At 63.8% G+C, this 24,766-nt stretch carries 5 protein-coding genes and 1 pseudogene; all 6 read left to right on the top strand.

Annotation, left to right across the window (positions count from 1 at the left end):
* The first annotated feature begins 23 nt into the window (after positions 1 to 23).
* The 6 genes and pseudogenes from ACZ1J6_RS23135 (at position 24) to ACZ1J6_RS23160 (ending at position 24,763) form a co-directional block, all read left to right on the top strand.
* A complete protein-coding gene (locus tag ACZ1J6_RS23135; protein WP_465128654.1) occupies positions 24 to 18,974 on the top strand; it encodes a two-partner secretion domain-containing protein in 18,951 nt (6,316 codons plus the stop codon).
* A 10-nt stretch (positions 18,975 to 18,984) separates the two neighbouring features.
* On the top strand, positions 18,985 to 19,362 hold the full coding sequence (locus tag ACZ1J6_RS23140; RefSeq protein ID WP_465128835.1) for a barstar family protein: 378 nt from the start codon (positions 18,985 to 18,987) through the stop codon (positions 19,360 to 19,362).
* Between the two features lie 689 nt (positions 19,363 to 20,051).
* A pseudogene (locus ACZ1J6_RS23145) lies at positions 20,052 to 20,296 on the top strand (BrnT family toxin).
* Positions 20,293 to 20,580 (top strand): BrnA antitoxin family protein, encoded by a 288-nt coding sequence (locus ACZ1J6_RS23150; protein ID WP_465128655.1) that lies wholly within the window; start codon positions 20,293 to 20,295, stop codon positions 20,578 to 20,580. The pseudogene ACZ1J6_RS23145 and the gene ACZ1J6_RS23150 overlap by 4 nt, the downstream one beginning before the upstream one ends.
* 338 nt (positions 20,581 to 20,918) lie before the next feature.
* The gene (locus tag ACZ1J6_RS23155; protein ID WP_465128836.1) at positions 20,919 to 22,622 is read left to right on the top strand and encodes an arylsulfatase; all 1,704 of its coding nucleotides are present in this window, start codon (positions 20,919 to 20,921) and stop codon (positions 22,620 to 22,622) included.
* A gap of 110 nt (positions 22,623 to 22,732) precedes the next feature.
* Positions 22,733 to 24,763, top strand: a complete 2,031-nt coding sequence (locus ACZ1J6_RS23160) for an alkyl/aryl-sulfatase (protein ID WP_465128656.1) — start codon at positions 22,733 to 22,735, stop codon at positions 24,761 to 24,763.
* Positions 24,764 to 24,766 lie beyond the last annotated feature (3 nt).

Here is a 24,766-nt window from a genome sequence, read left to right on the forward strand (position 1 = left end):
CCGGTCGTGGATCGGGCCGACGGATGCTCGATCTGATCGTCATTGCCGCGCTCACCAGTTCGTCGCTATCGCCCGGTTTGCTCGCGTCGGCATCCGCCCAGACCGCCCCGGTAAAGGCCCCGCCGCTGCAGGTCGCGGGCGGCCGCACCAGCCTCGATGTGACGCCTGCCGGAACGCCGATCGTCAATATCGCCGCCCCCGACCGGAACGGCACATCCTACAACGTCTACACATCGCTTTCGGCAGGTCCGGAAGGACTGATCTTCAACAATAGCCCCGCCACCGGACAGAGCACGGTCGGCGGTTACCTGCTGGCCAATCCCAATATCGTGGGCGGAAAATCGGCCAGCCTCATTCTCAACGAAGTGACCGGAACGGTGCGCACGTCGCTTGCCGGCCCGATCGAGGTTTTCGGTTCGCAAGCGGCACTGGTCATTGCCAATCCGACCGGCATCACCTGCGATGGCTGCGGCTTCATCAATACCTCCCGGGTAAGCCTGGCCGCCGCCAATCTGCAATTTGCCGCGGATGGAACCTTCTCCGGCTTCAGGACGAGCGGCGGCGACGTCACCATCGAAGGCCAGGGGCTGCTGACCGGAAATGTCGATTACTTCGATATCATCGCTTCGGTCGCGCACATCAATGCCGGACTTTACACCCGGGACCTGACGATTGCGGGCGGCTCTGGCACCTATGATTACGCGGCCCGCACCGCCAATGGCAGCGGCGCAGGTCCTGCCATCGCGATCGATTCCTCGCTGCTCGGCGGGATGTACGCCAATCGCATCCGGCTGATCGGCAACGGTACTGGCGTCGGCGTAAACCTCGCCGGTACCGTCGCTGCGCTCGACGGGCCGCTCACCATCACCGCCGACGGCGCCATCGCGCTGGCGAAGGTAGCCTCGTCGGCGGATGCCTCGGTCACCTCTGCAAGCGGCAGCGTAACTCTTGCCGACCAGACCTATGCCGGGGGCAACCTGGCGATAGCTGCGGGGTCATCGATCAAGCAGGTCGGCGGGTTCGCCGGGGCGCTTGGCGCGGCGAGCTTTACGGCGGCAGGCGCCGTCTCGCTTGGCGGCAGCGGCGCCTATGCCGGTCTCGATGCGGACGGCAACCTCACGGGCGACAGCGATCTCGCGGTACGGGGTGCCGCTATCGATACCGGGAACGCCGCGCTTGCCGCTGGCGGGGCAATCGCAATTCAGGGTGACAGCCTCAACACGGGCAGCGGCGGGCAGATCGGCGGCAATGGCCTGTCGATCGACGTTCTGGGCGCGATCGATGCGCGCGGGATCATCCAGTCCTCCGCCGATGCCGTACTCAAGGCCGACCGGATCGACGTAACAGGCTCGCTCGGCGCCAACGGCGCGCTGAGCCTGAGCGGACGCCAGATCGTCCTGGCGGGGACTGCGACGGGTCTGGCAAGTGCCACGGCAGCCGCCAGCGAGAGCTTTTCCATCACGCCTGCAGGCGCCTTCCAGACCAACGGGCTGGCGCAGATCACGGCACCCGTGCTGACCAATGCAGGAACGGTTCTGGGCGATGGCGTGAGGCTTGCGGCGACCTCGCTCAGCCAGATCGGCACGCTGCGGGTCGGCGGCGATCTCGACGCCTCGGTGCTCGGGAGCGCTGTGCTGGGCGGCGTGACGCAGGTTGATGGCGAGGCTGTGCTGACGGTCGGGGGCAAAGCGGCGCTGAACGGCCAGTTCGCCAGTGCGAAGTCGCTCTCGGTCGATGCGGGCGCCCTCGCAGTCGAGGGATCGGTCCAGGCGGCCGAGTCCCTGACGCTGCGTTCCGCAAACGATTTCGCCTCTGCCGCTACGGCGGAGATACTCGCCAACGGCCCGATCAACTTTACGGCGGCGAATGGGCTATCTCTGAACGGCGCGGTCGGTTCGAACGAGGCATTGACGCTTACCGGCTCGTCGGTCGACCTCACCGGCACCGTGCAGTCCATGGGCGATTTGACCCTTACTGCTGACACGCTTGGGCTTTCCGGAAAGGTGCTGACCGGGGGCGCTCTGGACCTGACCGTGCGCGGCGACGCGGGGCTGGAAGGTGTGGTCCAGGCGAACGGCAGGACCACGCTGGCGGTCGGCGGCAAGGCGGCGCTGACCGGAGAACTTTCCAGCGCCAAGGCGCTGTTGCTCGATGCGGGCGCTCTTGCCGTGCAGGGTACGGTCCATTCGGGCGATACGCTGACGCTGCTATCGGCAAACGATCTCACGGGCGGTGCCGCTGCCGAGATCGTTGCCGATGGTGCGGCCAGCCTGATCGCCGCGAATATGCTGGCGCTGAACGGCACGCTGGGTTCGAACCAGGCGCTGACGCTTGGCGGTAGGGCCGTGGATATCGGCGGCACCGCGCAATCCTTGGGCAAACTGACGCTCACGGCGCAGACGCTGGCACTGTCCGGCAAGGCTCTCTCGGGTGACGATCTCGCCGCAAGCGTTGACGGTGCGGCGGACCTTACCGGCACGCTGTCGGCTGCAGGCGACCTTTCGCTTGCTGCTGGTAGCCTGAGCACAGGCGAGACCGCACAACTCCTCTCGGGCAAGGCGGTGACGCTCACCGCGAGGAGCGGCCCCCTGACACATGCGGGCCTGCTCTCGGCAGGCGGCGATGCCACGCTCTCGGCGACCGGTACACTCACGCAGAACGGCGTGTTGGAGGCTGGTGGCTTGCTGCAACTGGCCGGTAGGGCCATGGCTTTTGATGGGCAAACCACAGGTCTGGGCGGCGTCCGCATCAATGCCGACGCTTTGACGCTGGGTGCTTCGTCTGATCTGCAATCGGGCGCTGCGCTGACACTTCATGCCGCACAAGATTTTGCGGCCGGGGGACGGATCGTCAGCCTGGGTGAGGTCTCGCTGATCAGCGATGGGGTCTTGCATCAGGCCGCGGCGATCACGAGCAACGGCGCGGTAACCCTCGGCGCGATTACCGATCTCACCCAGGCCGGAACGGTGAGTGCGGGCGGCCCGGTGCGTCTTGCCGCGGCCAACCTCGACAACCGCGGCGTGGTGCTGACGGACGACACGCTGGACCTCGCAGCGTCCGCCTCGCTCACCAACAGCGGCGATCTCAAGGCAGTCGGCGCCCTGAGGCTGACGGCGCCCGAGCTCACGCTGGGTGGCACGACCGCGACCAACGCCGTGCTTGGGTTGAATGCCTCCAGGGTTACGATCGCTGGAACGGCCTCGGGGCTGACCGGCATTGCGAGCACGATCGGCGAGCTGACCCTGACGGCCAGCGGTGCCTTGCAGAGCGGCACGGCGCTGACCCTCGACCTTGCCGGGCTTGATAACGCTGGTCTCATTTCCAGCAGCGGACCGCTGCGGATCGGCAGCACCGGGGCGTTTGCGAACAGCGGCCAGATCGTCTCCGATGATGCGCTGACGCTTGATGCCCGCGGCGATCTCGTGTCGTCGGGGCTGTTGCAGGCAGGTACCGACCTTGCCGCGGTGGCTACCGGCAAGGCGCAGCTTTCCGGCACGCTATACGCCGCGGGCGATCTCGAGCTTACGGCCGGCAGCCTCGCGTCCGCCGGCAGCATGGCTGCCGGCAATACCCTGACGATTACCGCGAGCGGCGATGCCGACTTCGCGGCGACGTCTGCGACGTACGCCAAGACCAGTCTCGGCGTGACCGCCGGTAACCTGACCACCGCGGGCGCGCTCCAGAGCGAGGGCGCGCTTTCGCTCGCTGCCGATCAAACGCTGGCGCTGGGCGGCACCGCGCAGGCCAGCGGCGTGACCACGCTGAATGCCGGGACGAGTGCCACGCTTGCTGGCACGCTCGCCAGCGGCGGAGCGCTCTCCTTCACCGCGCCCGAGATCGCGGTGTCGGGCCAGATTCTCGCCAACGACACCGTCAACCTGCTCGCCGATGCCCGCAACCTGACCCTCAGCGGTACGATCCAGGCGGGCAGCGATGTGTCGCTTACCGCCTTGAAGCGGCTGACGATCGGCGCGCCAGGAAGCGCATCGGATTCCGTCGGTGGCGGCTCTGGCGGCAGTTCTTCCGGTTCGGCAGGGGAGTCCGGTTCATCCGGCAGCGGCAGCTCGACCGGTGGCAGTTCGGGGAGCGGCAGTGGTTCGGGTGGCTCCACGACCTCGCTTGCGCTCGACGTTCCGCAACTGGCGGACTCCACCGGCGGGAGCACGATGCTGGCGTTGCCGGGGACACTCGCCTCGAACGGGGCGGTTTCACTCACCGCCGAAGATATCGATGTCTACGGTCTGGTGTCCGCAGCGGGTGACCTCACCGCGCTGGCGAGCCATGTCCTGAATGTCGAAGGCAGTGTCTGGGCCGACGGCAAGCTCACCGCCGACCTTGGCGGCCTGTCGCTGGGCAGCACCGGCACGCTGGCCTCGGCGGGGGCGCTCAAGGTCGTCGCGCTTGGCGATATCGCCAATCTCGGGACGATCGCCTCCAACCTTGCAGATATCACGCTCACCTATGGCGGCGCGTTCACCAATGCCGGCACCGTGTTCGCCAAGGGGGCGTTCACCGTCGACACGAGTGTCGACTATGCGGCGGCCGGGACGATCTCGGCCGATACGATCAAGATCACTGCCCGCGACATCGCGCTTGCCGGGACGTTGATCGGGACCAGCAGCCTCGACCTGTCGGGCCGCACCCTCGCGCTCGGTGCCGGCAGCGATGTGCAGACCGGCGGGGCGCTGTCCCTGACGGCGAGCCGCGATCTCTCGCTTGCCGGCAAGCTGCTGGGCGGTGCCTCGACGCTGCGTGCGGACGGCGCCCTGTCGCTGCTGAGCAGCGCGGATATCCAGGCAAGCGGCATGCTGTCGCTGACTGCGCTCGGTGATCTGTCGAGCGCGGCAGGCAGCACGATCGTGGCCGACAAGGGTCTGACGCTCTCGGGCGCCGGTCTGGCGCTGAACGGCGATGCCGTCAGCAACGCCGGTCTTGGTCTCGTCAGCACGGGCGGCATGGCGGTAGGCGGCCAGTTGACCGCGCTGGGCGATCTGACCGTGCACTCAGCGGGCAGCCTCGATCTGACCGGCATGCTGGCCGCTGGCGGCAAGCTCACGCTCACTGGCGGTGCGACCACGCTGGGGGCCGCCTCCATCCTGCAGGCGGGCGACACGCTCTCGCTGACGACGGGTGGGCTCACCGCCGCGGGCATCCTTCAAGGCGTAAAGGACGTGACGGTCGCCAGCACAGGGGATGCCTACCATACCGGCACCCTGATCGCGGGCGCCGTCGATGCCAGCAGCGGTGCGGTAACCAGCCTGGCTGATCTCTCGCTTTCTGCCACCGGCCTGCTCGACCTTCGCGGCGAAGTCAGCGCCACCGGCAATGGCACGCTGTCGGCAGGAACCCTGGCGGCGGGCGGCACTCTCGTCACGCTCGGCAATCTTGGCATGACCGCCGGCACGCTGGGGATCAGCGGGACGCTGCAGGCCAATGGCGTTCTGACCGCTCGCGGTACGCAGAGCGTCACCCTGGGCGGTACGCTTTCCGGGCTCTCCGGCCTGACGGTGACCAGCGGCGGCACTCTTGCCCAGAACGCGGCGATCGGCTCCAACGGCGCGCTCACGCTCGATGCCGCCGGCGCCCTGACCCACGCCGGTTCGACGATGGCCGTTGGCGCCATCACCCTCAAGGGCGGTTCGCTCGCTCTCGGCGGCACTGTCAGCGGGAACGGCGCGCTTGCGCTCACCAGCACCACCGGCAACACGGAAATCGCCGATGGCGCTGTACTGTCGGCGGGCGACGTAACGCTGACATCGGCGGGCTATGCCAACGTCGCCGGCACGATCGTTGGCACCACGCGGCTTGCCGTCGATGCCCGCGATACGCTGTTCCTGACCTCGACCGGCACGCTGCAGGCAGGCACGTTCGATGCCGAAGACAATGTAGACAGCCCCGGTCACATGGCTCTCGGGGCAGGCGCCGGCATCGTCAATGCCGGCCTGCTGTCTTCGAGCGGAAGGATCGCCTTCAACAGCCCCGATCTCATCAATACCGGCACTGTCATCACCGGTGCGGATCTCGACCTTGTTGGGCAGAGCTTCTCGCTGGGCGGCACCTTCACGTCGATGGGCGATATCTCGGTCCGTACCACCTCGGGGGTGCTCGAGGTCATTGGCGAGATGGAAGGGCGCAATGTCACGCTTGCCGCCAGCGGCGGCGGCCTCACGCTCGGCAACGCCTCGCACCTCACGGCCTATGGCACAGGTTCAGACGGATTGCTCAGCCTGTCGGGCAGTCATGCGATTGAAGCGCTGGGCTTGATTGCGGCGAATGGTGACATTGCGGTCTCGACCGCAGGTAGTGTGACCATCGGCGCGGATCAGAATGCCACCCAGGCGCTGGCAAGCGCGGGCAACGTGACGATCACTGCGGGCAGTGCACTCACCAACCTGGGAACCCTCCAGGCGGGCAAAGCCCTGACGCTTTCAGGGGCAAGCCTCGACAGCAGCGACCTGCTGAGCGGCGAAACGCTCCTCGTCACCACCTCCGGCAACATCAGTCTTGCCGGTGCGGCCTATGGTGCAACCGGGGTCTCCGTGACCTCGAGTGCAGGGACTATCGCGCTGGCCAGCAAGGCGACCCTGCAAAGCGCCGGCGCGATAGACTTGAGCGCGGCACGGAACATCACGAATGCCGGATCGATCGTCGCAGGCGGTCCGGTACGTCTTTCCGGCGCCGCGATCATTAACAGCGGTACGGTGCAGACCGACAAAACGCTCGATCTCAATGCCTATCTCTTGCTTGCTAGTTCCGGCGCCCTCGAGGCCGGAGGCGCGCTGACCTTGACAGCGCCGGAGCTCACGCTGACCGGCAAAAACGTGACCAACGCCGTTCTTGGATTGAATGCCTCGAAGGTCACGATCTCCGGAACGGCATCGGGCCTGACCGGCATCGCCAGCACGATCGGCGAGCTGACCGTGACAGCGAGCGGCGCATTGCAGAGCGGCACGGCGCTGACCCTCGACCTTGCCGGGCTCGATAACGCCGGGCTCATTTCCAGCAGCGGACCGCTGCGGATCGGCAGCACCGGGGCGTTTGCGAACAGCGGCCAGATCGTCTCCGACGATGCGCTGACCCTCGATGCGCGCGGTGATCTCGTGTCGTCGGGGCTGCTACAGGCAGGCACCGAGCTTGCCGCAGTGGCTACCGGCAAGGCGCAGCTTTCCGGCACGCTATACGCCGCGGGCGATCTCGAGCTTACGGCAGCCAGCCTCGCGTCCGCCGGCAGCATGGCTGCCGGCAATACCCTGACGATTACCGCGAGCGGCGATGCCGACTTCGCGGCGACGTCTGCGACGTACGCCAAGACCAGTCTCGGCGTGACCGCCGGTAACCTGACCACTGCGGGCGCCCTCCAGAGCGAGGGCACGCTCTCCCTCGGGGCAGGGCAAGCGCTCGCGCTGGGCGGCACCGTGCAGGCCAGCGGCGTGACCACGCTGGATGCCGGGACGAGCGCCACGCTTACCGGCACGCTCGCCAGTGGCGGTGCGCTCTCGTTCACCGCGCCCGAGATCGCGGTGTCGGGCCAGATTCTCGCCAATGACACCGTCAACCTGCTCGCCGATACCCGTAACCTGACTCTCAGCGGCACGATCCAGGCCGGCAACGATGTGTCGCTCACCGCGCTGAAGCGCCTGACCATCGGCACACCGGGAAGCGTTTCGGGATCGACGGGCGGCGGTTCCAGCAGCGGCTCCAGCGGTAGTTCATCCGGTTCGGCAGGTGGGTCAGGTTCCTCAGGCAGCGGCAGTCCTACTGGAGGCAGTTCCGGCAGCGGCGAGCCGGTTGGTTCTACCACCTCGCTCACGCTCGACGTTCCGCAGCTGGCGGATTCTAGCGGCGGCAGCACGATGCTGGCGTTGCCGGGGACACTCGCCTCGAACGGGGCGGTTGCGCTCACCGCCGAAGACATCGACGTCTACGGTCTGGTGTCGGCTGCGGACGATCTCACTGCGCTGGCAAGCCATGTCCTGAACGTCGAGGGCAGTGTCTGGGCCGACGGCAAGCTCACCGCCGATCTCGGCGGCCTGTCGCTGGGCAGCACCGGCACGCTGGCCTCGGCCGGATCGCTCAAGGTCACAGCGCTTGGCGATATCGCCAATCTCGGGACGATCGCCTCCAACCTTGCAGATGTCACGCTGACCTATGGCGGCGCGTTCACCAATGCCGGCACCGTGTTCGCCAAGGGGGCGTTCACCGTCGACACGAGTGCCGACTATGCGGCGGCCGGGACGATCTCGGCCGATACGATCAAGATTACTGCCCGCGATATCACGCTTTCCGGGACGTTGATCGGGACCAGCAGTCTGGACCTGTCGGGCCGCACCCTCGCGCTCGGTGCTGGCAGCGATGTGCAGACCGGCGGGTTTCTTGCCCTGACGGCGAGCCGCGATCTCTCGCTTGCCGGCAAGCTGCTGGGCGGTGCCTCGACGCTGCGTGCGGACGGCGCCCTGTCGCTGCTGAGCAGCGCGGATATCCAGGCAAGCGGCATGCTGTCGCTGACTGCGCTCGGTGATCTGTCGAGCGCGGCAGGCAGCACGATCGTGGCCGACAAGGGTCTGACGCTCTCGGGCGCCGGTCTGGCGCTGAACGGCGATGCCGTCAGCAACGCCGGTCTTGGTCTCGTCAGCACGGGCGGCATGGCGGTAGGCGGCCAGTTGACCGCGCTGGGCGATCTGACCGTGCACTCAGCGGGCAGCCTCGATCTGACCGGCATGCTGGCCGCTGGCGGCAAGCTCACGCTCACTGGCGGTGCGACCACGCTGGGGGCCGCCTCCATCCTGCAGGCGGGCGACACGCTCTCGCTGACGACGGGTGGGCTCACCGCCGCGGGCATCCTTCAAGGCGTAAAGGACGTGACGGTCGCCAGCACAGGGGATGCCTACCATACCGGCACCCTGATCGCGGGCGCCGTCGATGCCAGCAGCGGTGCGGTAACCAGCCTGGCTGATCTCTCGCTTTCTGCCACCGGCCTGCTCGACCTTCGCGGCGAAGTCAGCGCCACGGGCAATGGCACGCTGTCGGCAGGAACCCTGGCGGCGGGCGGCACTATCGTCACGCTCGGCAACCTTGGCATGACCGCCGGCACGTTGACCACCAGCGGGACGCTGAAGGCAAACGGCGCCCTGACCGCTCGCGGCACGCAGAGCGTCACCCTGGGCGGTACCCTGTCCGGGCTCTCCGGCCTGACGGTGACCAGCGGCGGCAGTCTCGTCCAGAACGCGGCGATCGGCTCCAACGGCGCGCTCACGCTCGATGCCGCCGGCGCCCTGACCCACGCCGGTACGACGATGGCCGTTGGCGCCATCACCCTCAAGGGCGGTTCGCTCGCTCTCGGCGGCACTGTCAGCGGAAACGGCGCGCTTGTGCTTACCAGCACCGCCGGCAACACAGACATCGCCAATGGCGCGGTGCTGTCTGCTGGCGACGTAACGCTGACATCGACGGGCGATGCCAATGTGTCCGGTGCGCTCATCGGCACTCGGCAGCTCGCTACCGATATCAGGGGCACCCTTTCGCTGACGGCGGCGGGCATGCTGCAGACCGGTACGACCGATGCCTCGGGCAATGTGATCAGCGTCGGCCAGATGACGCTCGGTGCAGGGACGGCCATCCGCAATGCCGGCCTGCTGTACTCAACCGGCGGTATTGCCTTCAACAGCCCCGGTTTCGTCAACACCGGCACGGTCAGCACCGGCGCGGATATCAATCTTGTCGCCCAGACCCTTTCGCTGGGCGGTACCTTCCAGTCGCTGGGCAACATATCGGCGGGAACGACGGCAGGCGCCCTCGAAGTGATGGGCGGACTGGAAGGACGTAACCTCACGCTGTCCGCCACGGGCGGCGATATCACGCTCGGCAGTGCCTCGCATCTGACCGCCTATGGCACCGGCGCGGACGGGCAGCTCAGCCTGACCAGTAGCGGGGCGATCAGCGCCATGGGCGTGATCGCGGCCAATAACGACGTAACGCTCACTGCGGCGCAGGGCATAACCATCGGTGCGGACCGGGCGGGGAGCGTCGCGCTTGCAGGGGCCGGTAACGTCACGATCGCTGCGGGCGGCGCCGTGACGAACCAGGGCAGCGTACAGGCCGGTAAAGCCCTGACGCTTTCCGGAGCAAGCCTTGTCAGCAGCGGCCTGCTGGCAGGCGAAACGCTTACCGCGACCACCACCGGCAATATTACCCTGTCGGGGGCAACCTACGGCCAGAACGGCGCGACGCTTGTCTCCACCGGAGGTGCTCTCTCGATGGGCAGCGCGGCTAGTGTGCAGAGCCTCGGCGCTGTCACCTTGCGGGCGGCGGGCGATCTTACCAATAGCGGCCTGATCGGCGCAGGCGCACAGGGCGCCGGGACACCGCTCGGTGCCATCAGCCTGACCAGCGGCGGCACGCTTCGTTCCACTGGCGCGATCGTCTCCAACAACGCTACGGTGGCGCTCACTGGATCAACCATTGTGTTGGGCGGCAAGCTTGCCGGGAACGGCGGCACGTATGCTGCGACTGGCCTCACGCTTGATGCTGCCGCGCTGACGGTGCTTGACGGCGGCGAAGTCGTCGCGAACCAGGCATTGACCTACAACGGTACCGATCTGACGCTGGCTAGCGGGGCCTTGCTCCAGTCGAACACGGCGATGTCCCTCATTCTGGACGGGGCCTATCGATCGGCGGGAACCCTGGTGTCGCTCGGTGATCTGTCGCTTGCCGCCAGCGGCGCGCTGACCAATCTTGCCGGGGCAGGAATCTTCGCCGGGGGTTCGGGCGCGAGCCGCAGCGGCGGCACACTTTCGCTTGCTGCGGCCTCCATCGACAATGCCGGAACTATCGTCGCGGCGGCAAGCCAGAGTGGAAGCAAGGGGAACGCCACGCTCGCCGCCGGTTCGATCGTCAACACCGGTCTGATCCATGCCGACAATACTCTTGGCCTGTCCACCGCAAACCTCAGGATTGAGGGCAGCCCCGCCACCGTCGAAAGCGGCGCGGCGCTCTGGCTCGACATTCCCACTGTCACGCTGGCAGCAGGCGGGACGCTCAAGAGCGCCGGCGACCTGACGCTCACTTCGACTTCGCTTGCCAACGGCGGCGCCATTCTGTCGGGCGGCGCGCTTGCGATCACCGCGCGCAGCAGCTTCATCTCGCCGGGCACGATCGGTGCGGCGCAAGGCGTAACGCTGCGCAGCAACGCCGACATGACGCTGGACGGCGTGGTCTCCTCGGACGGCGGCCGCCTTTCGGTCATAACCTCCGGTGCGCTCAAGTTGGGGGCGAACGCCGGCCTTTATGGCAAGACCGGTCTGACTGCCGAGGCCGGTAGCATCGATATTGTCGCAGCTGCGAACCCGGCCAATACCGCCATGGCCTCGCACGGCGACATCACTCTGACCTCGGCTCAGGGCCTGACGCTGGGCGGCGCGATCGTTGCCGATGGCAGCGTGTCGCTGACCGGCACGAGCGGGATGACGCTTGCCGCAGGCAGCCTCATCTCGGCGGGAAGCGCCCAGACGGCCCCCTCGATTACGGGTAGCAACATCACGCTGAGCGGACCTCAAGTGTCCAGTCTCGGCACCCTGACGGCGACTGGAGGGCTTGCCTTCAGGACCGGCGCCCTGACCGTGGGCGGCAGCGCGGTCGCCAATGGCGACATCACGCTTGCCGGCTTCGGGGGCGGTTCTGCGCCAACGCTTACCGTGGGGCAGGGCGGAACGCTTGCCAGCTATCTCGGTAACGCCAACCTCGGCACGCTGTCGGGCCTTACCTTGGCAGGTTCGTTGATCGCCAGCAGCGGTGACGTAACTCTGACCACACCTTTTGCGACGATTACGGCGACCGGTAAGCTGGGTGCGGGGCGCAACGTGTCGCTCACAACCGGCGTGCTCGATCTGGCGGCGGGCGGAGAGATCGCTGCTACGAACGATCTCTCCCTTGCCGTCACAGGAAGCCGTGCCGGCGGCACTGTCGCGGTAAATGGCGTCACTTACGACCTCAGTGGGACGCCGGTCTCGGCGGCGGTCTTCGGGAAGCTGAGTGCGGGCCGCAATCTCTCGCTTACGATGCCGGGCGCGCTGCTGATCGGCGGAACAGCGCAGCTTGTCGCCAGCAACGACATGTCGATCGGCGCGGGCCAGGCGATCATCGGCGCGCGCTATACCGCCGATGGCGCGGGGCAGCCGCTGACGCTAGGCGTCATCGCCGGCCGCGATCTTGCGCTGACCGGCGGGCTGACGCTCGACGGCAGCATGCAGGCCGGGCGCGACTTGACCATCACCGCAAACGGGGCGGGCGTGACCAGCACTGCCGCCGCGCAGTTCGTCGCGGGCAACACCCTGAGCTTGTCGGGGGCGTCGCTTGCGCTTGCGGGCACCAATTCCGGCGAGACGTCCGTCAGCTTCTCCTCTCCCGGCAACGTGACGCTTGCCGGTGCGACGGTGTCGAATGGCCGGATTGTGCTGGCTGCCAACACCGCCACCGTAACCGGCAGCGGCTCGCTCACGACCCATGGTGGAGCTGGCAACCTGACCGGGGTCGGCCGCAATGTTGGCGCTTCGGCAAATATCAACCTTGAGACCACCGGCGATCTTACCAACAACGGCGCGATCTGGTCCGATGGCTTGGTGTTCCTCAAGTCCGCCGGCGGCAATATCGTCAACAACGCCGGCGGCGCGAACGGCGGGATCACCGGTCTGACCGTCATAACCCAGGCCGACAGCGGTTCCTTCCTCAACCAGGCAGGGGCTTTCAAGGCGGCCAACGCCGGGCTGTTCCTGACCGGAGACTTCAACAACAGCGGCAGCTTCGCGCCCTCGGGCAACTACTGGATTTCTGCGGCCAACATTATCAATTCGGGCCTGCTCGGCGCCTCGGGCGATCTCACGCTCACGGCCGTGAACAACATCACCAACACCGGCACCATCTACAGCGGCCGCAACCTGACGCTCACGGCCGGAGGCACGCTCGCCAACGACTATGTGGGCGACGCACAAGGCAATGGCCAGCACGGCCTGATCCTCGCGCAGGGCAACATTGCGATCACCGCGCATGACGTGGCCAATCGGTCTGCCACGATCCAGAGCCTGGGTGGCGGCATCGGCATCGACCTTACCGGCGGAAGCCTGACCAACGAGATCAAAGCGTTTAGCTTTTCTCCCGAGACCAAGCGCGTCAAAGTCTGTTTGCAAAGTAACGGTAAGGGCTGCACCGAGCCAGATTGGGTTGTGCTGGAAACAGGGGGGCTCAACCTCTCCGGCACGACCGGAACTGCGACGATCTCGTCGGCCGGAGACATTCGCATCAACGCCGGTGGCGGCAATGTGGTCAACCGTAATGCCGCCATCCTCGCGGGCGGGGCGATCGCGATCACGACAACGGGTACCGTCAGCAACATAGCAGATCTGCTTGTCAACGCGACGGTATCCACGACCGCCTCCGGCGACCCTTATGTTAGCGGCACGTCCAACAGTTTCATGCCCAATGCGCCAACGCTGATACAGGCTGGCGGCACCGTGACGATCCAGGCGGGTAATTTCGAGAACATCCTGAACAATCGTATCAGCGCGGATTCCTTCCCCGCGCTGGCGCCGATCGAGCATGCCGGAACCTCTGGTCCCGGCAATGGCAGCCCGGCTACCGGCAGCACCGGCAACAACGCCTGGGGAGCTACCCGGGAGACAAATATCGGATCAGGGGGAGGAAGCCTTATCGGTGGAAGCCGCGCGTCGTCGGCCGGCGCCGGCAATTCCGGCTCAGGCAATTATGTCACTTCCGCGCAGGGCGCTGGCAGCGCTGCGACGGCGTCGACTTCCATTGGTGGCAGCGGAAATGTGGCCACAGCCCAGCGTAGCCACTCTGGCGGAGCGGGCGACACCGATGCCGTCACCGCACTGACCGGTGCCGCCGCGCTTGCCGGCAATGGCAATGCGGGCGTCGCGGGAACCGTTGGCACCGTTTCCGGCGTCAGTGGCGGCGTAGCAAGCTCTGGGCTTGTCACGTCTTCTCTCGATCAAACCGGGATCGATCGCAGCAATGTTGGCGGAGTGCCGATCGAGGCTGGCAACGCCGGAAATGTCTCGATCACGATGGGCAGTGGCGGACGCATCGATGCGTCGAAGCGCACCGACACCTCCATCGGTAGCGGCGGGACTTTGATCACAGAACAGCGGGAAGGCTCGGTGGTCTCGGCCAACGTGGTTGGCGCGGATTCAGCCTCGATTGATGCGGCCAATGCCGCCGCCGGCGGCGTGACCAGGACCGGGTTCGTCAGCGGCACGCTCGACGGGCTCTCGGTCGATCCCGGCAGCGAGACCGCGCTTCAGACCGCGAGCGGTGTATCGACCGGCAACGGCAATGCAAACCTTGCCCAGAGTTCCGGCAAAGCTGCGCTGGGCACCGCCAATCTCTCAGGGTTTGGCGGCGCGAGCCTGCCTGCGATCGGCAGCCAGAACTTCGGCGCATTCCTCGGCACGTTCCTGACGAGCCTCAATCTGACTGGCCAGAAGGGCGGATCAGGCTTTGCGAGCAATGGCTCGCTGTTCACTTATGCCAACAATCCGAACTCCGCCTATCTCTTCACGACCACTGCAGCGCTCGCTTCCGAGGCGGCGCTGTACGATTCCTCGTATTTCTTCGATCAATTGAACCTTGATCGGGCAACCACCTACACCCGGCTTGGCGACGGCCTGTTCGAAGCCATGCTGGTTTCCAAGCAGGTGCAGGCCGAGACCGGCCAGGCCCAGCTTCAGGACTACGGATCGGCGCTCGACCAGTATCAGGGCCTGCTCAAGAACGCGGCCGATGTGCAGAGCGATCTTAACCTCAGCCTCGGCATGGCGCTGACCGACGACCAGGTGGCAAAGCTCACCGCACCGATCCTCTGGTATGTCAGCACCAACGTCGATGGCCACGACGTGCTGGTGCCGGTGCTCTATCTTTCGGCCTCGGATCCGAAGGCCATCAGCGGCGGCGCCCTGGTAGGCGGCACGAATGTCCTGATCACGGCCAACGGCGGGATCACCAACAGCGGTACGATCAAGGCGAACGAAATCGCCGCGCTGGCGGCGAACGGCGGCGATCTGGTCAACGCCTCGGCCGGTGTGATCGCTGGCGGCACCGTCGTCGCCAAGGCCGCGCAGGACATCGTCCTGCAAGGCGGCAGCACGATCGCGGCGAATGGCACAGGCACCTACACGCTGGCCGACGGCCAGGCCTTGTCGGGCGGGATCGCCTCGCTGACCGCGGGACGGGACATCGTCAGTTCCACGATCGCTACCAGCAGCGCCACCGGCGGGACCGACCGCGCGGGCAACGGCCAGTTCACTATCACGGCAACAATGACCGAAGGTGTGGCCGGCGCAGCGGTCAATGCTGCATCGGGCCTCCAGCTCAATGCGGGCAGCAACATTGCGCTGAACGCCGCGCAGCTCGCCTCTGGCGGTTCGGTGAGCCTGATCGCCGGGCAGGACGTGACGCTCAGCGGCAGTACCGCGACCGCGACGACCACCGAGTTCGAGCGCACTGGCAAGCGCACTTATTCTGACAGCACCAGCACGCAGGAGACCTACATTGGCACCAGCATAACCGCTGGTGGTCCGGTGCAGATCGGTGCCCTGGGCGGGACGCTCTCGATCACCGGCGGCACGATCACGACGACCGACAAGATCGCGGGAACGATCGCACTCTACGGTGCCCAGGGGATCGATATCAGCGCCGGTCAGCAAAACGGCACGCTTCAACAGTTCGAACAGACCGGCAAACGCAGCACCGTCACTACGATAGCCGCCAGCACGACGGGCAGCCTTGCCGCAATCGATGCTGCCGGAGGCCTTTTGATATCGACGCCCGGCGCGCTAGCGATTACCGGAGGCAGCCTCACGAGCGGTGAGGCCCTCACGGTGACGGCGGGCTCGTTCGCGGTGAACGGCGTGATCGATACCGTCACCGCCGATGTCTCGACCCGGACGAAGAAGAAGGGCCTGCTGTCCTCTAAAACGAAGACGACCACAACCAGCACCAGCGATGAAACGGTGGTGGGTTCGGTCCTGTCGGGAGACACCCTCGCCATATCGACGCCGGGCGCGGTGACCATCAACGGATCTGCCCTCGTCGCTTCCAACGGCCTTGGCATAAAGGCGGGCGGCCCTGTTTCCATCGGCACGCTGGCGGAAAACGATACCCTCAGTCAGACCGTCAATGTCAAGAAATCCGGCTTCAGCCTGGGCAGCGGCGGCCTGTTCCTCGGCGTCGGCAAAGTCAAGACCACGGCCAATACGGCGGATATTACGAACATCGGTTCGCTCATTGGCACCACCGCCGGCGATCTCTCTATCGTCTCCAGCGACAAGCTCTCGATCACCGGCAGCCAGGTCGTCGCCGGTGGCGACGTGCTGCTTGCGGGGAAATCCATCGATATCGCCAATGCGCTTGATATCAGCAAAAACACGCAGACCACGAAGTCGTCGAGCTTCGGGCTGTCGATCAAACCTTATGAAAACGTTTCCGCAGCCGCGAACAGCCTGGCAGGCTTGCCAGGGCGGATAGGTGACAACGCCTCTGGTGGGGCTGCGCAGACAGGCATCACAGCGGTATCCGAAGCGCTGCGGTCGACCCGCGCCGTAATGACAGCCTTGACCAATACAGCGGGTATCTCGGCGAACCTGGGCTTTTCGTCGTCCCGCTCACACAGTCACACTACGGAAAGCGCGGTCGTTGGCTCATCCATCGCCGGCAACAATGTTATCATCGCCGCCACCAACGGCGATCTTACGATCACCGGGTCGACCGTCACTGGCCAGAATTCGGTCAATCTGCTGGCGAGCAAAGATGTCATCCTGAATAGCGCTCAGGCGCATACCGAAACGTCGTCGAGTTCCAGCACTTCGGGTGCGGGCATTGGCTTCAATGTAGGCGTTGGCATCGTTGGCGGGGTTAACGCTTCGCTTTCAGCGACGCTCAGTCACAGCAAAGCCTCGGGAACCAGCGAGCGCACGGCTCAGGTCAACACCGTAATAGATGGGGGACAGCAGCTTACCATCGTCTCCGGACGCGACACCACATTATCTGGTGTCAATGCATCGGCTACGAACGTTTCGGTGGAAGCAGGTCGTGACCTCACCCTCGAGAGCCTGCAGGACACGGCCTCGCGATCAAGTTCGAGCTATAGCGTAGCCTTGGGCGCTACGTTGTCCGGACCACAGCAGACTTACGGCAAGCCAACTCTGGGAGGCAACATCGGGGCAGCCGTTGGCTCCGGTTCCGGACACTCGGCGGTAGTCACAGATCAGACCTCATTGATCGCGCAAGGTGGATCCCTTGATGCGCATGTAGGCGGAACCACCTCGATCATCGGTGCGGTTATCGCAGCAGTGGATGACGCCGGCAAGGACAGCGGTCAGCTGACACTCGCCACCGATCGGCTAATCGTGGGCAATATCACCGACAGTGCGTCAAGTCACGACGTCAGTGTTGGAGTATCGGCCAACATCAATGACCCGACACGTAGTAGTGAGCATAATAACGGTAATAGCCCCATATTGGACGGGGCCTATGCCAGCACGGCATTTGGCCAGCAGACCACCGGTACGATCGGCCAAGGTTTGGTCACCATCGCCGATACCACCTCCAGTACCCCTCTAGCCGATGTAAACCGCGATCTGGCGCAGGCCCAGGTGGTGACCAAAGATACCGCGTCCGGATTCAGCGTCTATGTCGATGCAGGAGCAGCCAATGAGCTCGCCGCGCTTGCCGGTGGGGATACCACGAACAGTGTCATCCTGGAGGGCGTAGCGGCGCTTGCCAACAATCCGTTCAAACCCGTTAGTGACGTGGTCAATGAAGTGAAGGCCCTTGCCGACAGCGAGCCCGGCAACAGCGTCATCGAGCGATTTGCGACGAGCCTTGTCCAGCTTGTTAACGATCAGAAAGTTCCAAGCTATGTGGCCGCTCAGATTGGCAACGATCAGGCCTCCAAAATGCTTGCCGCAATCGTGGGAGACACGCCTCCCACGGCCGAGCAACAATCAGCGCGCGACGAATACGCGCAAGCACAGTCAAGCCTCTTGCAACACCCCGACGATCCAGATGCCAAGCAACGGGTCGCGCAAGCATTTTCGGCCCTGCTCGACACAGCGCAGGCCGATCCGCGCCAGCAGGCGATCGTCGATGATTATCTGGACATGGTGTCGAAAGCATCGCCTGCGAGCGGGCCTGAAGAAACGCTGGTCGAAGGCCACCGAGGCTACGTTATAAGCTCCCTCATGGACAATGCGCCCATCTATATCGGCGAAACAAAGGCCAAGATCGGGGGAGCTGTCGGGGCCTTTGTCGAGCAGCATCCGGGCGCGGGGCTGCTGCTCAATGTCGCGACGGCTGTCGGCTCGGTTGCCGACCCTGTCGGGTTTGCGGTCAATCTGATCGGCGATCAGGCCAAGGATTTTGCTGCGGGGAAGATCGGCGAAGTCTTCGTTGATTCAGGATGGAGCGATGGCAAGGGGCAGGCCGGCGGCGACGGAACCGTCTTTGCTGTCGGCGTCCTCGCCGGGAGCGCAAGCGCACTGGGCAGCATCCAGTCCGTGGGTAAAGAAACCCCAGATGTGAACGCTCCACCTGAGTTACCGAACATCGCTCACAGCGCGAACTCTGCCGCTGAGAGGGTTCCTACTCGCTTTATCGATACCGTCGTGGTGATTGATCGAAAGGCAGGTAAAACTCTGACGGGAACCGTCGACCTCGGCCCGACGCTAGATCGCATCAAGACCGGAGGGAGTTTCCCTCACAGAAATGACGGTTCGATATTCCAGAATAGAGCTCCCAAGGGCGCATCGAGCCCACTCTTGCCAGCGAAGCCTGCTGGCTTTTACAAGGAGTATGTGGTGCCAACACCGGGGGTCAATGGCCCTGGTCCGCAGCGAATCGTCGCCGGTAGCGACGGAAAAATGTATTATACTCCCGACCACTACGTCAGCTTCATTCCAATTAATTAGGTTATCCGTGATGAGCATACCAAGGTTTATATTTACAGACTGCGACGATCACCCGGAGTTGCAAGGCTCTTTCAAAGGAATCGTTGGGTCAGCGATTTTTGACGCTGATAGGCTTCTGGACGAAGTCGCTAAATCTCTGAAATTTCCGGCGTACTTTGGAGAAAATTGGAATGCTCTCTTTGACTGCCTAAGGGACCTCAGCTGGATTGAGGAAGAGAGAATATGCCTTATTCACGAGGAGCTTCCTTCAATAGGAAATGAAGATTTGAGAGTCTATTTGGAAATTCTTCGAGACGCGACTGATGATTGGAAAGCTGGAGAAGTTCACCAATTTTATGTTCTGTTCCCTGCTTGCATTGAGGAACGGGTTCGGAGTTTATTGCAGTAATCTCGTTAGACAATTGTCACAGAAAAGGCAGGAGGTGCTGGACTCCCGGAAATTTATGACGGTGAACTTGAAATCCGCCAATTGCATGACGCGAATACTACACCAGGTGAACGCCCCCACCTGCGTTTTTCACCGCGGCGAGATCAAGGGGCTTTTCGAAGTTGAAGGGAGAGGTCTCGGGCTTTGGGCGGCACGGCCGCGCAAACTATCTGGGTGCAGTCCGGAGGCTAGTAGCGATATCTTTCAACACGGTTGCATTGGGGCAGTCTGACGCAAAGGCGATACGGATGCGTGAGTCGCTTTCGATGACGCAGGCGTCTCCTCGCTCTTGATCGCGCTGGGCTGTCTGCTCATTCTGTGCTCCTGTTTCGTAGCCTTCCTGGCTGCTCTCAGGCAGGAAATTCAATCATCTCAGTGTGCAGATTCTTCAGGTCACCTCTGACTGCGGTAACGAAGGCCAAATTTTGAGGAAGGCGATTGACGCCATCTATGCCAGTTTGGCCCATAGGTTGGCCGTTAATGGTCGCTAGTGGCTAGATGAACAAATGGCGGCTTTCATGGCGCGCGAATAAGACACTGTATGTCGGCTTTGTCGGCGGGCGCGGTCGGGCTTCAAATCCCGACGCCAAGAGCGAACTGCAGTTACGAGAATCGATTGACCACAGATCAAATTGTAGCTACAAAAAGCTATGATCATCGTTTGGGATGAGCCCAAACGGCAAGCGAACCTCGTCAAGCACGGGATCGACTTTGCTGATGTGGGCGAAGGATTCTTCCTCTCGCTCTGGTTACCCCTGCGAAGGACGGACGCTTTGCCGCCATTGGTGAGATGAACGGCACGATCACGGTGATTTTCGCTGTGCTGGGCACCGAAGGCGTTTCGATCATCTCTGCCCGCCCGGCCAGCATTACGGAACGGAGGCTCCTGTCATGACCGACCCGAAACATGCCGCTCCCGGATACACCCAAGCCGATATGGATGCGGTCAGCAATAACCCTGAATGGACAGCCGAGGACTTCGCGAAGGCGAAGCCTTTCGCTGAGGCCTTCCCGGACCTCGCAAAGACGATTCGCGCACGCGGTCCGCAGAGGGCCCCGAAAAAGGTCAGCACCACACTGCGCCTTTCGCCCGAGGTGATCGAGCATTTCAAATCCAGCGGCCCCGGTTGGCAGTCGCGGATCGATGCAGCTCTCAAGGATTGGGTTGCTGCGCACTGACGCCGATTGTCCCCATGGGTCGGGACCGGAAGCCGACGCCGGGGCGGCGGAATGGCCGCCATCCCGCGTTCGTGTATGCAAGATTCGCTCTTGGTCGTCCCTTAAGGCTGGGACAAGCGCCGCCAGCGCCAAGCGTTTCACCCGGTGCATTTCCTGAGATTGGGCGCGAGGATCGCGATAGCCGGGCTTGGAGAAGTTTCTCTACTAATTTAGTTGAGAAATCTTTTTAGGCTACCGTGCAGCGCGTGGTTAGGGTTGCCGCGTCATACATAGCTAAGAACGGAACCGACGTGACCGGAAAGGCCGCCTTGATCGCCGCAGCTCTTGTGAGCACCTTGATGTCTCCCATCGCTATGGCGCAAACGAGCCTGGCGGAACCGGTAAATCAGTCGCCCTTGGGCAGACCTTCGGCCGAGCGTGAGGCTTCCCGGCCCAATTTCCTGGTGATCGTGGCCGATGATCTCGGATGGTCGGATCTGGGCGCCTTTGGTGGTGAAATCGCAACCCCGAACCTCGATGCGCTTGCCGCCAGCGGCGTTCGGTTCACCGGATTCCATACCGCGCCGACGTGTTCGCCCACCCGCTCCATGCTGCTGAGCGGAGTGGACAATCATGAAGCGGGGATCGGCACCATGGCGGAATCGCTATCGCCGTCACTTGCAGGCCGGCCGGGCTACGAAGGCTATCTGAACGACCGCGTAGCTTCGATAGCCGAGCTTTTACAGCAGGGCGGCTATCGCACGTTGATGTCTGGCAAATGGCACCTTGGCTTGACCGAGGATCGCGGCCCAGCGGCGCGCGGATTCGAACATTCCTTTGCCTTGCTGCAGGGGCTGGGCAATCATTTCGGGGCCGATCAGGACGGCGCGTGGAAGAAGGCCAAGGCGAACACGCTTTACCGGGCGGATGGAAAGCTGGTCCGGTTTCCCGTCGGACGTTACTCCGCGGACTACTTTGCCGATCAGCTGATCTCCTTCCTGGATGGCGGTGCGAAAGATGCACGTCCCTTCTTCGCTTATCTTACGTTCACCACACCGCATTGGCCCATGCAGGCCCCGGCCGAAACGATCGCGAGGTACAAGGGCCGCTACGATGCCGGTTATGAAGTGCTTCGCGCCGAACGTCTTGAGCGGCAGAAGAAGCTCGGCCTGGTCGCACTCGACCAGCAGCCCCATCCCCTTGACGGAGTGAAGCCATGGGCCAGCCTGACGAGCGACGAAAAGGCGCTCGAGGCGCGAAAGATGGAAGTTTATGCGGCCATGGTCGATCGCATGGACCAGAATGTGGGCCGCGTGATTGCTGAGCTGAAGCGCACCGGCCAGTACGAGAATACCGTCATCGTTTTCTTATCGGACAACGGCCCGGAAGGCAGTGAGATTGATGCGCCTTTTCAGGTTCGCGGAGTTCCCGGCGGGGCCAAAAAGCTGGGCATCGACAATAGTCTCGAGAATATCGGGAATGCCACTTCATATGTGGGCTACGGCGCCGGATGGGCGCAGGCAAACAGTACCCCTTCCTGGCTGGTCAAAGGCTATCCGACCGAGGGCGGTACCCGGGTCAGTGCCTTTGCCGCTGGCAAGGGCGTCGTCGGCAATCGTGTCGCCCGTGGGAATCTGAGTGTCACCGATATCGCGCCAACGCTGCTTGACCTCGCCGGGCTGGCGCAGCCGACAACGTTCAAGGGCCGCGCGATCCTGCCGTTCGAGGGGCATAGCCTGGTGCCGGTGCTCGCCGAGAAATCTGCCGAGGTTCGAACCCCCGACGAGCCTGTCGGCACCGAACTCTTTTTCCGACGGGGGCTTCGGAAGGGAGACTGGAAAGCCGTCTACCTGCCGACTTCCGGTTCGACCTATCCTCGTGACGGCGTGGGCGAGGGCAAATGGCAGTTGTTCAACCTTGCGACCGATCCGGCAGAAAGCACGGATCTGGCCGTCAGATATCCGGACAAGTTGGAAGAGCTTGTTGCGGACTGGGGCCGTTATGCCGCGCAGAAAGGCGTGGCAATTCCTGAGGCGGCCACGGGCCAATCGTCCAAGCCCTGATTTAGGCGTAAATTCTACCGGCAAGCGGAGTGTGGGAGAGGCGGGCCGATTGCACGGCGCGCCTCTCCTTACCTTGAGATCGCCGCCGTCAACCGGTCTTCCATCATTGCTTGAAAATTCAAGAGGATATCATGCGTAATCGCAGTGTTTGTGCCGTTTCAACCGCCGTTCTTGCTCTGTTGGCGGTGCCTGCCCTGTCTCAGGAAGCCGCGCCCGGTGGCGCGCCCGAAGTTGGGGCTACGGTGAACGCTGGAAAGCCGGCCAGCGCCGTGACCCGTGAGCGTCTCAACACCTTCGCACAGACGCTACCGACGAGCGATCGCGAAGATTATGATCTGGTCCAGCGCGGCTTCATTGCGACCGTGGCGGATGGCAAGCTGCGCAATCCGGATGGTCAAGTCGTCGGGGATCTGGATAGCGACGCCTTCTTCAGTCAAGCGTCGCCCGATACGGTGAACCCGAGCCTTTGGCGCAACGCGCAATTGCTGCAGAAGCATGGCCTCTTCAAAGTGGCTGAACGGATATATCAGATCCGCGGATTCAGCATCTCCAATATGACGGTGATTGTAGGCGATACGGGCTATATCGTCGTGGACCCGGGATACGACGCTGAAGCCTACACGGGGATGAAACTCGTTTACGAGCATCTCGGAAAAAAGCCGGTCACGGGCGTCATTTACACCCACAGTCACACTGATCACTATAGCGGCGTGCGTGCGGTGATATCCGATGAGGAAGTCGCGGCCCGGCACGTGCCGGTGATTGCACCGGAAGGCTTCATCAAGGAGATTCTTGGGGAAGCGGTCATCGCAGGCCCGGCGATGATCCGTCGGGCTGCCTTCCAGTTCGGCTTTGGACTTCCCGTTACGGCTACCGGCAACGTCAACCTGGGTCTCGGTCCGCAGATCAAGCCGGTCGAGGCGCAGCCGGGCCAGGTTCCTGCCACACCACGCGCTCGCCTGCCGATCATTCCCAACCACGATATCAAGCAGACCGGCGAAACGCTGGCGATCGACGGATTGCGCTTTGAGTTCCAGATGGCTGCGAATACCGAGGCTCCGGCGGAGATGTTTTTCTATCTACCCGAGCTCAAAGCCTTGTGCCTGGCCGAGGATGCCAACGGTACGCTGCACAACGCCTTGCCTGCGCGCGGCGCCCTGGTGCGCGACACCAAGAGCTGGTCAAATGCACTGACAGAGGCGATCAGCCGCTACGGTGGTCGCACCGAGGTTCTTTTCACCTCGCACTTCTGGCCCCGTTGGGAACAGGAGAAGATCGTTGATTACCTGGGCAACCAGCGCGACGCTTACGAATACCTGCACGACCAGAGCGTTCGCTTGATGAACGACGGCCTCACCGGGCCCGAGATCGCGCGCACCCTCCAGTATCCCGATAGCCTTGCGGCCAAATGGTACAATCACGAATACTACGGCACGCTCAGCCACAATTCCCGGGCCGTCTACCAGCGCTACATGGGCTATTATGACGGGAATCCGGCCAACCTCGATCCCATGACGCTGACCGAAGGCGCTAACCACTATATCGATGCGCTCGGCGGCGATGCGCACGTTCTGGCACTGGCCAAAGCCGCGATCGACAAGGGCGACAATCGCTGGGCGGTCGAACTGCTCAACAAGCTGGTCTTCGCGGATCCGAAAAACCGCAATGCCCAGCTCGTGCTGGCCGATCTGTACGAGCAACTTGCCTATCAGGCGGAGAGTGCAACCTGGCGCAACGGCTATCTCGAGGCCGCAGTCGAACTGCGACGCGGTCCGCTTGAGCCGAAACGGGCCTCGCCTTTCGCCGGGCTACAGGGTCTGCCCACCGACCTGTTGCTGGATACCATCGCGGTGCGACTGGTGCCCGAGCGGGCAAAAGGCGTGAAGCTTGCCTTCACCATCGTCGACCCGGCGACTGGAAAACGACAGATCGTGCAAGTGCGCAACTCGGTGCTTATCCATGAAGAGGCCGACGCGCCGCTTAGCGGCGCGCCGATTTTGAAGCTTTCAGCCGCTCAGTTCTTTGCGGAATTGACAGGTGATGGTCATTCCATCCTTGGGTCAGACGATTACGCCTTGGTGCGGCGCTTCGCCAGCCTGTTTGACGGGCCTTTGGGCAACTTCCCAATTGTTACGCCGTGAGTA

It is taken from the genome of Novosphingobium sp. BL-S-21 (assembly GCF_055521655.1).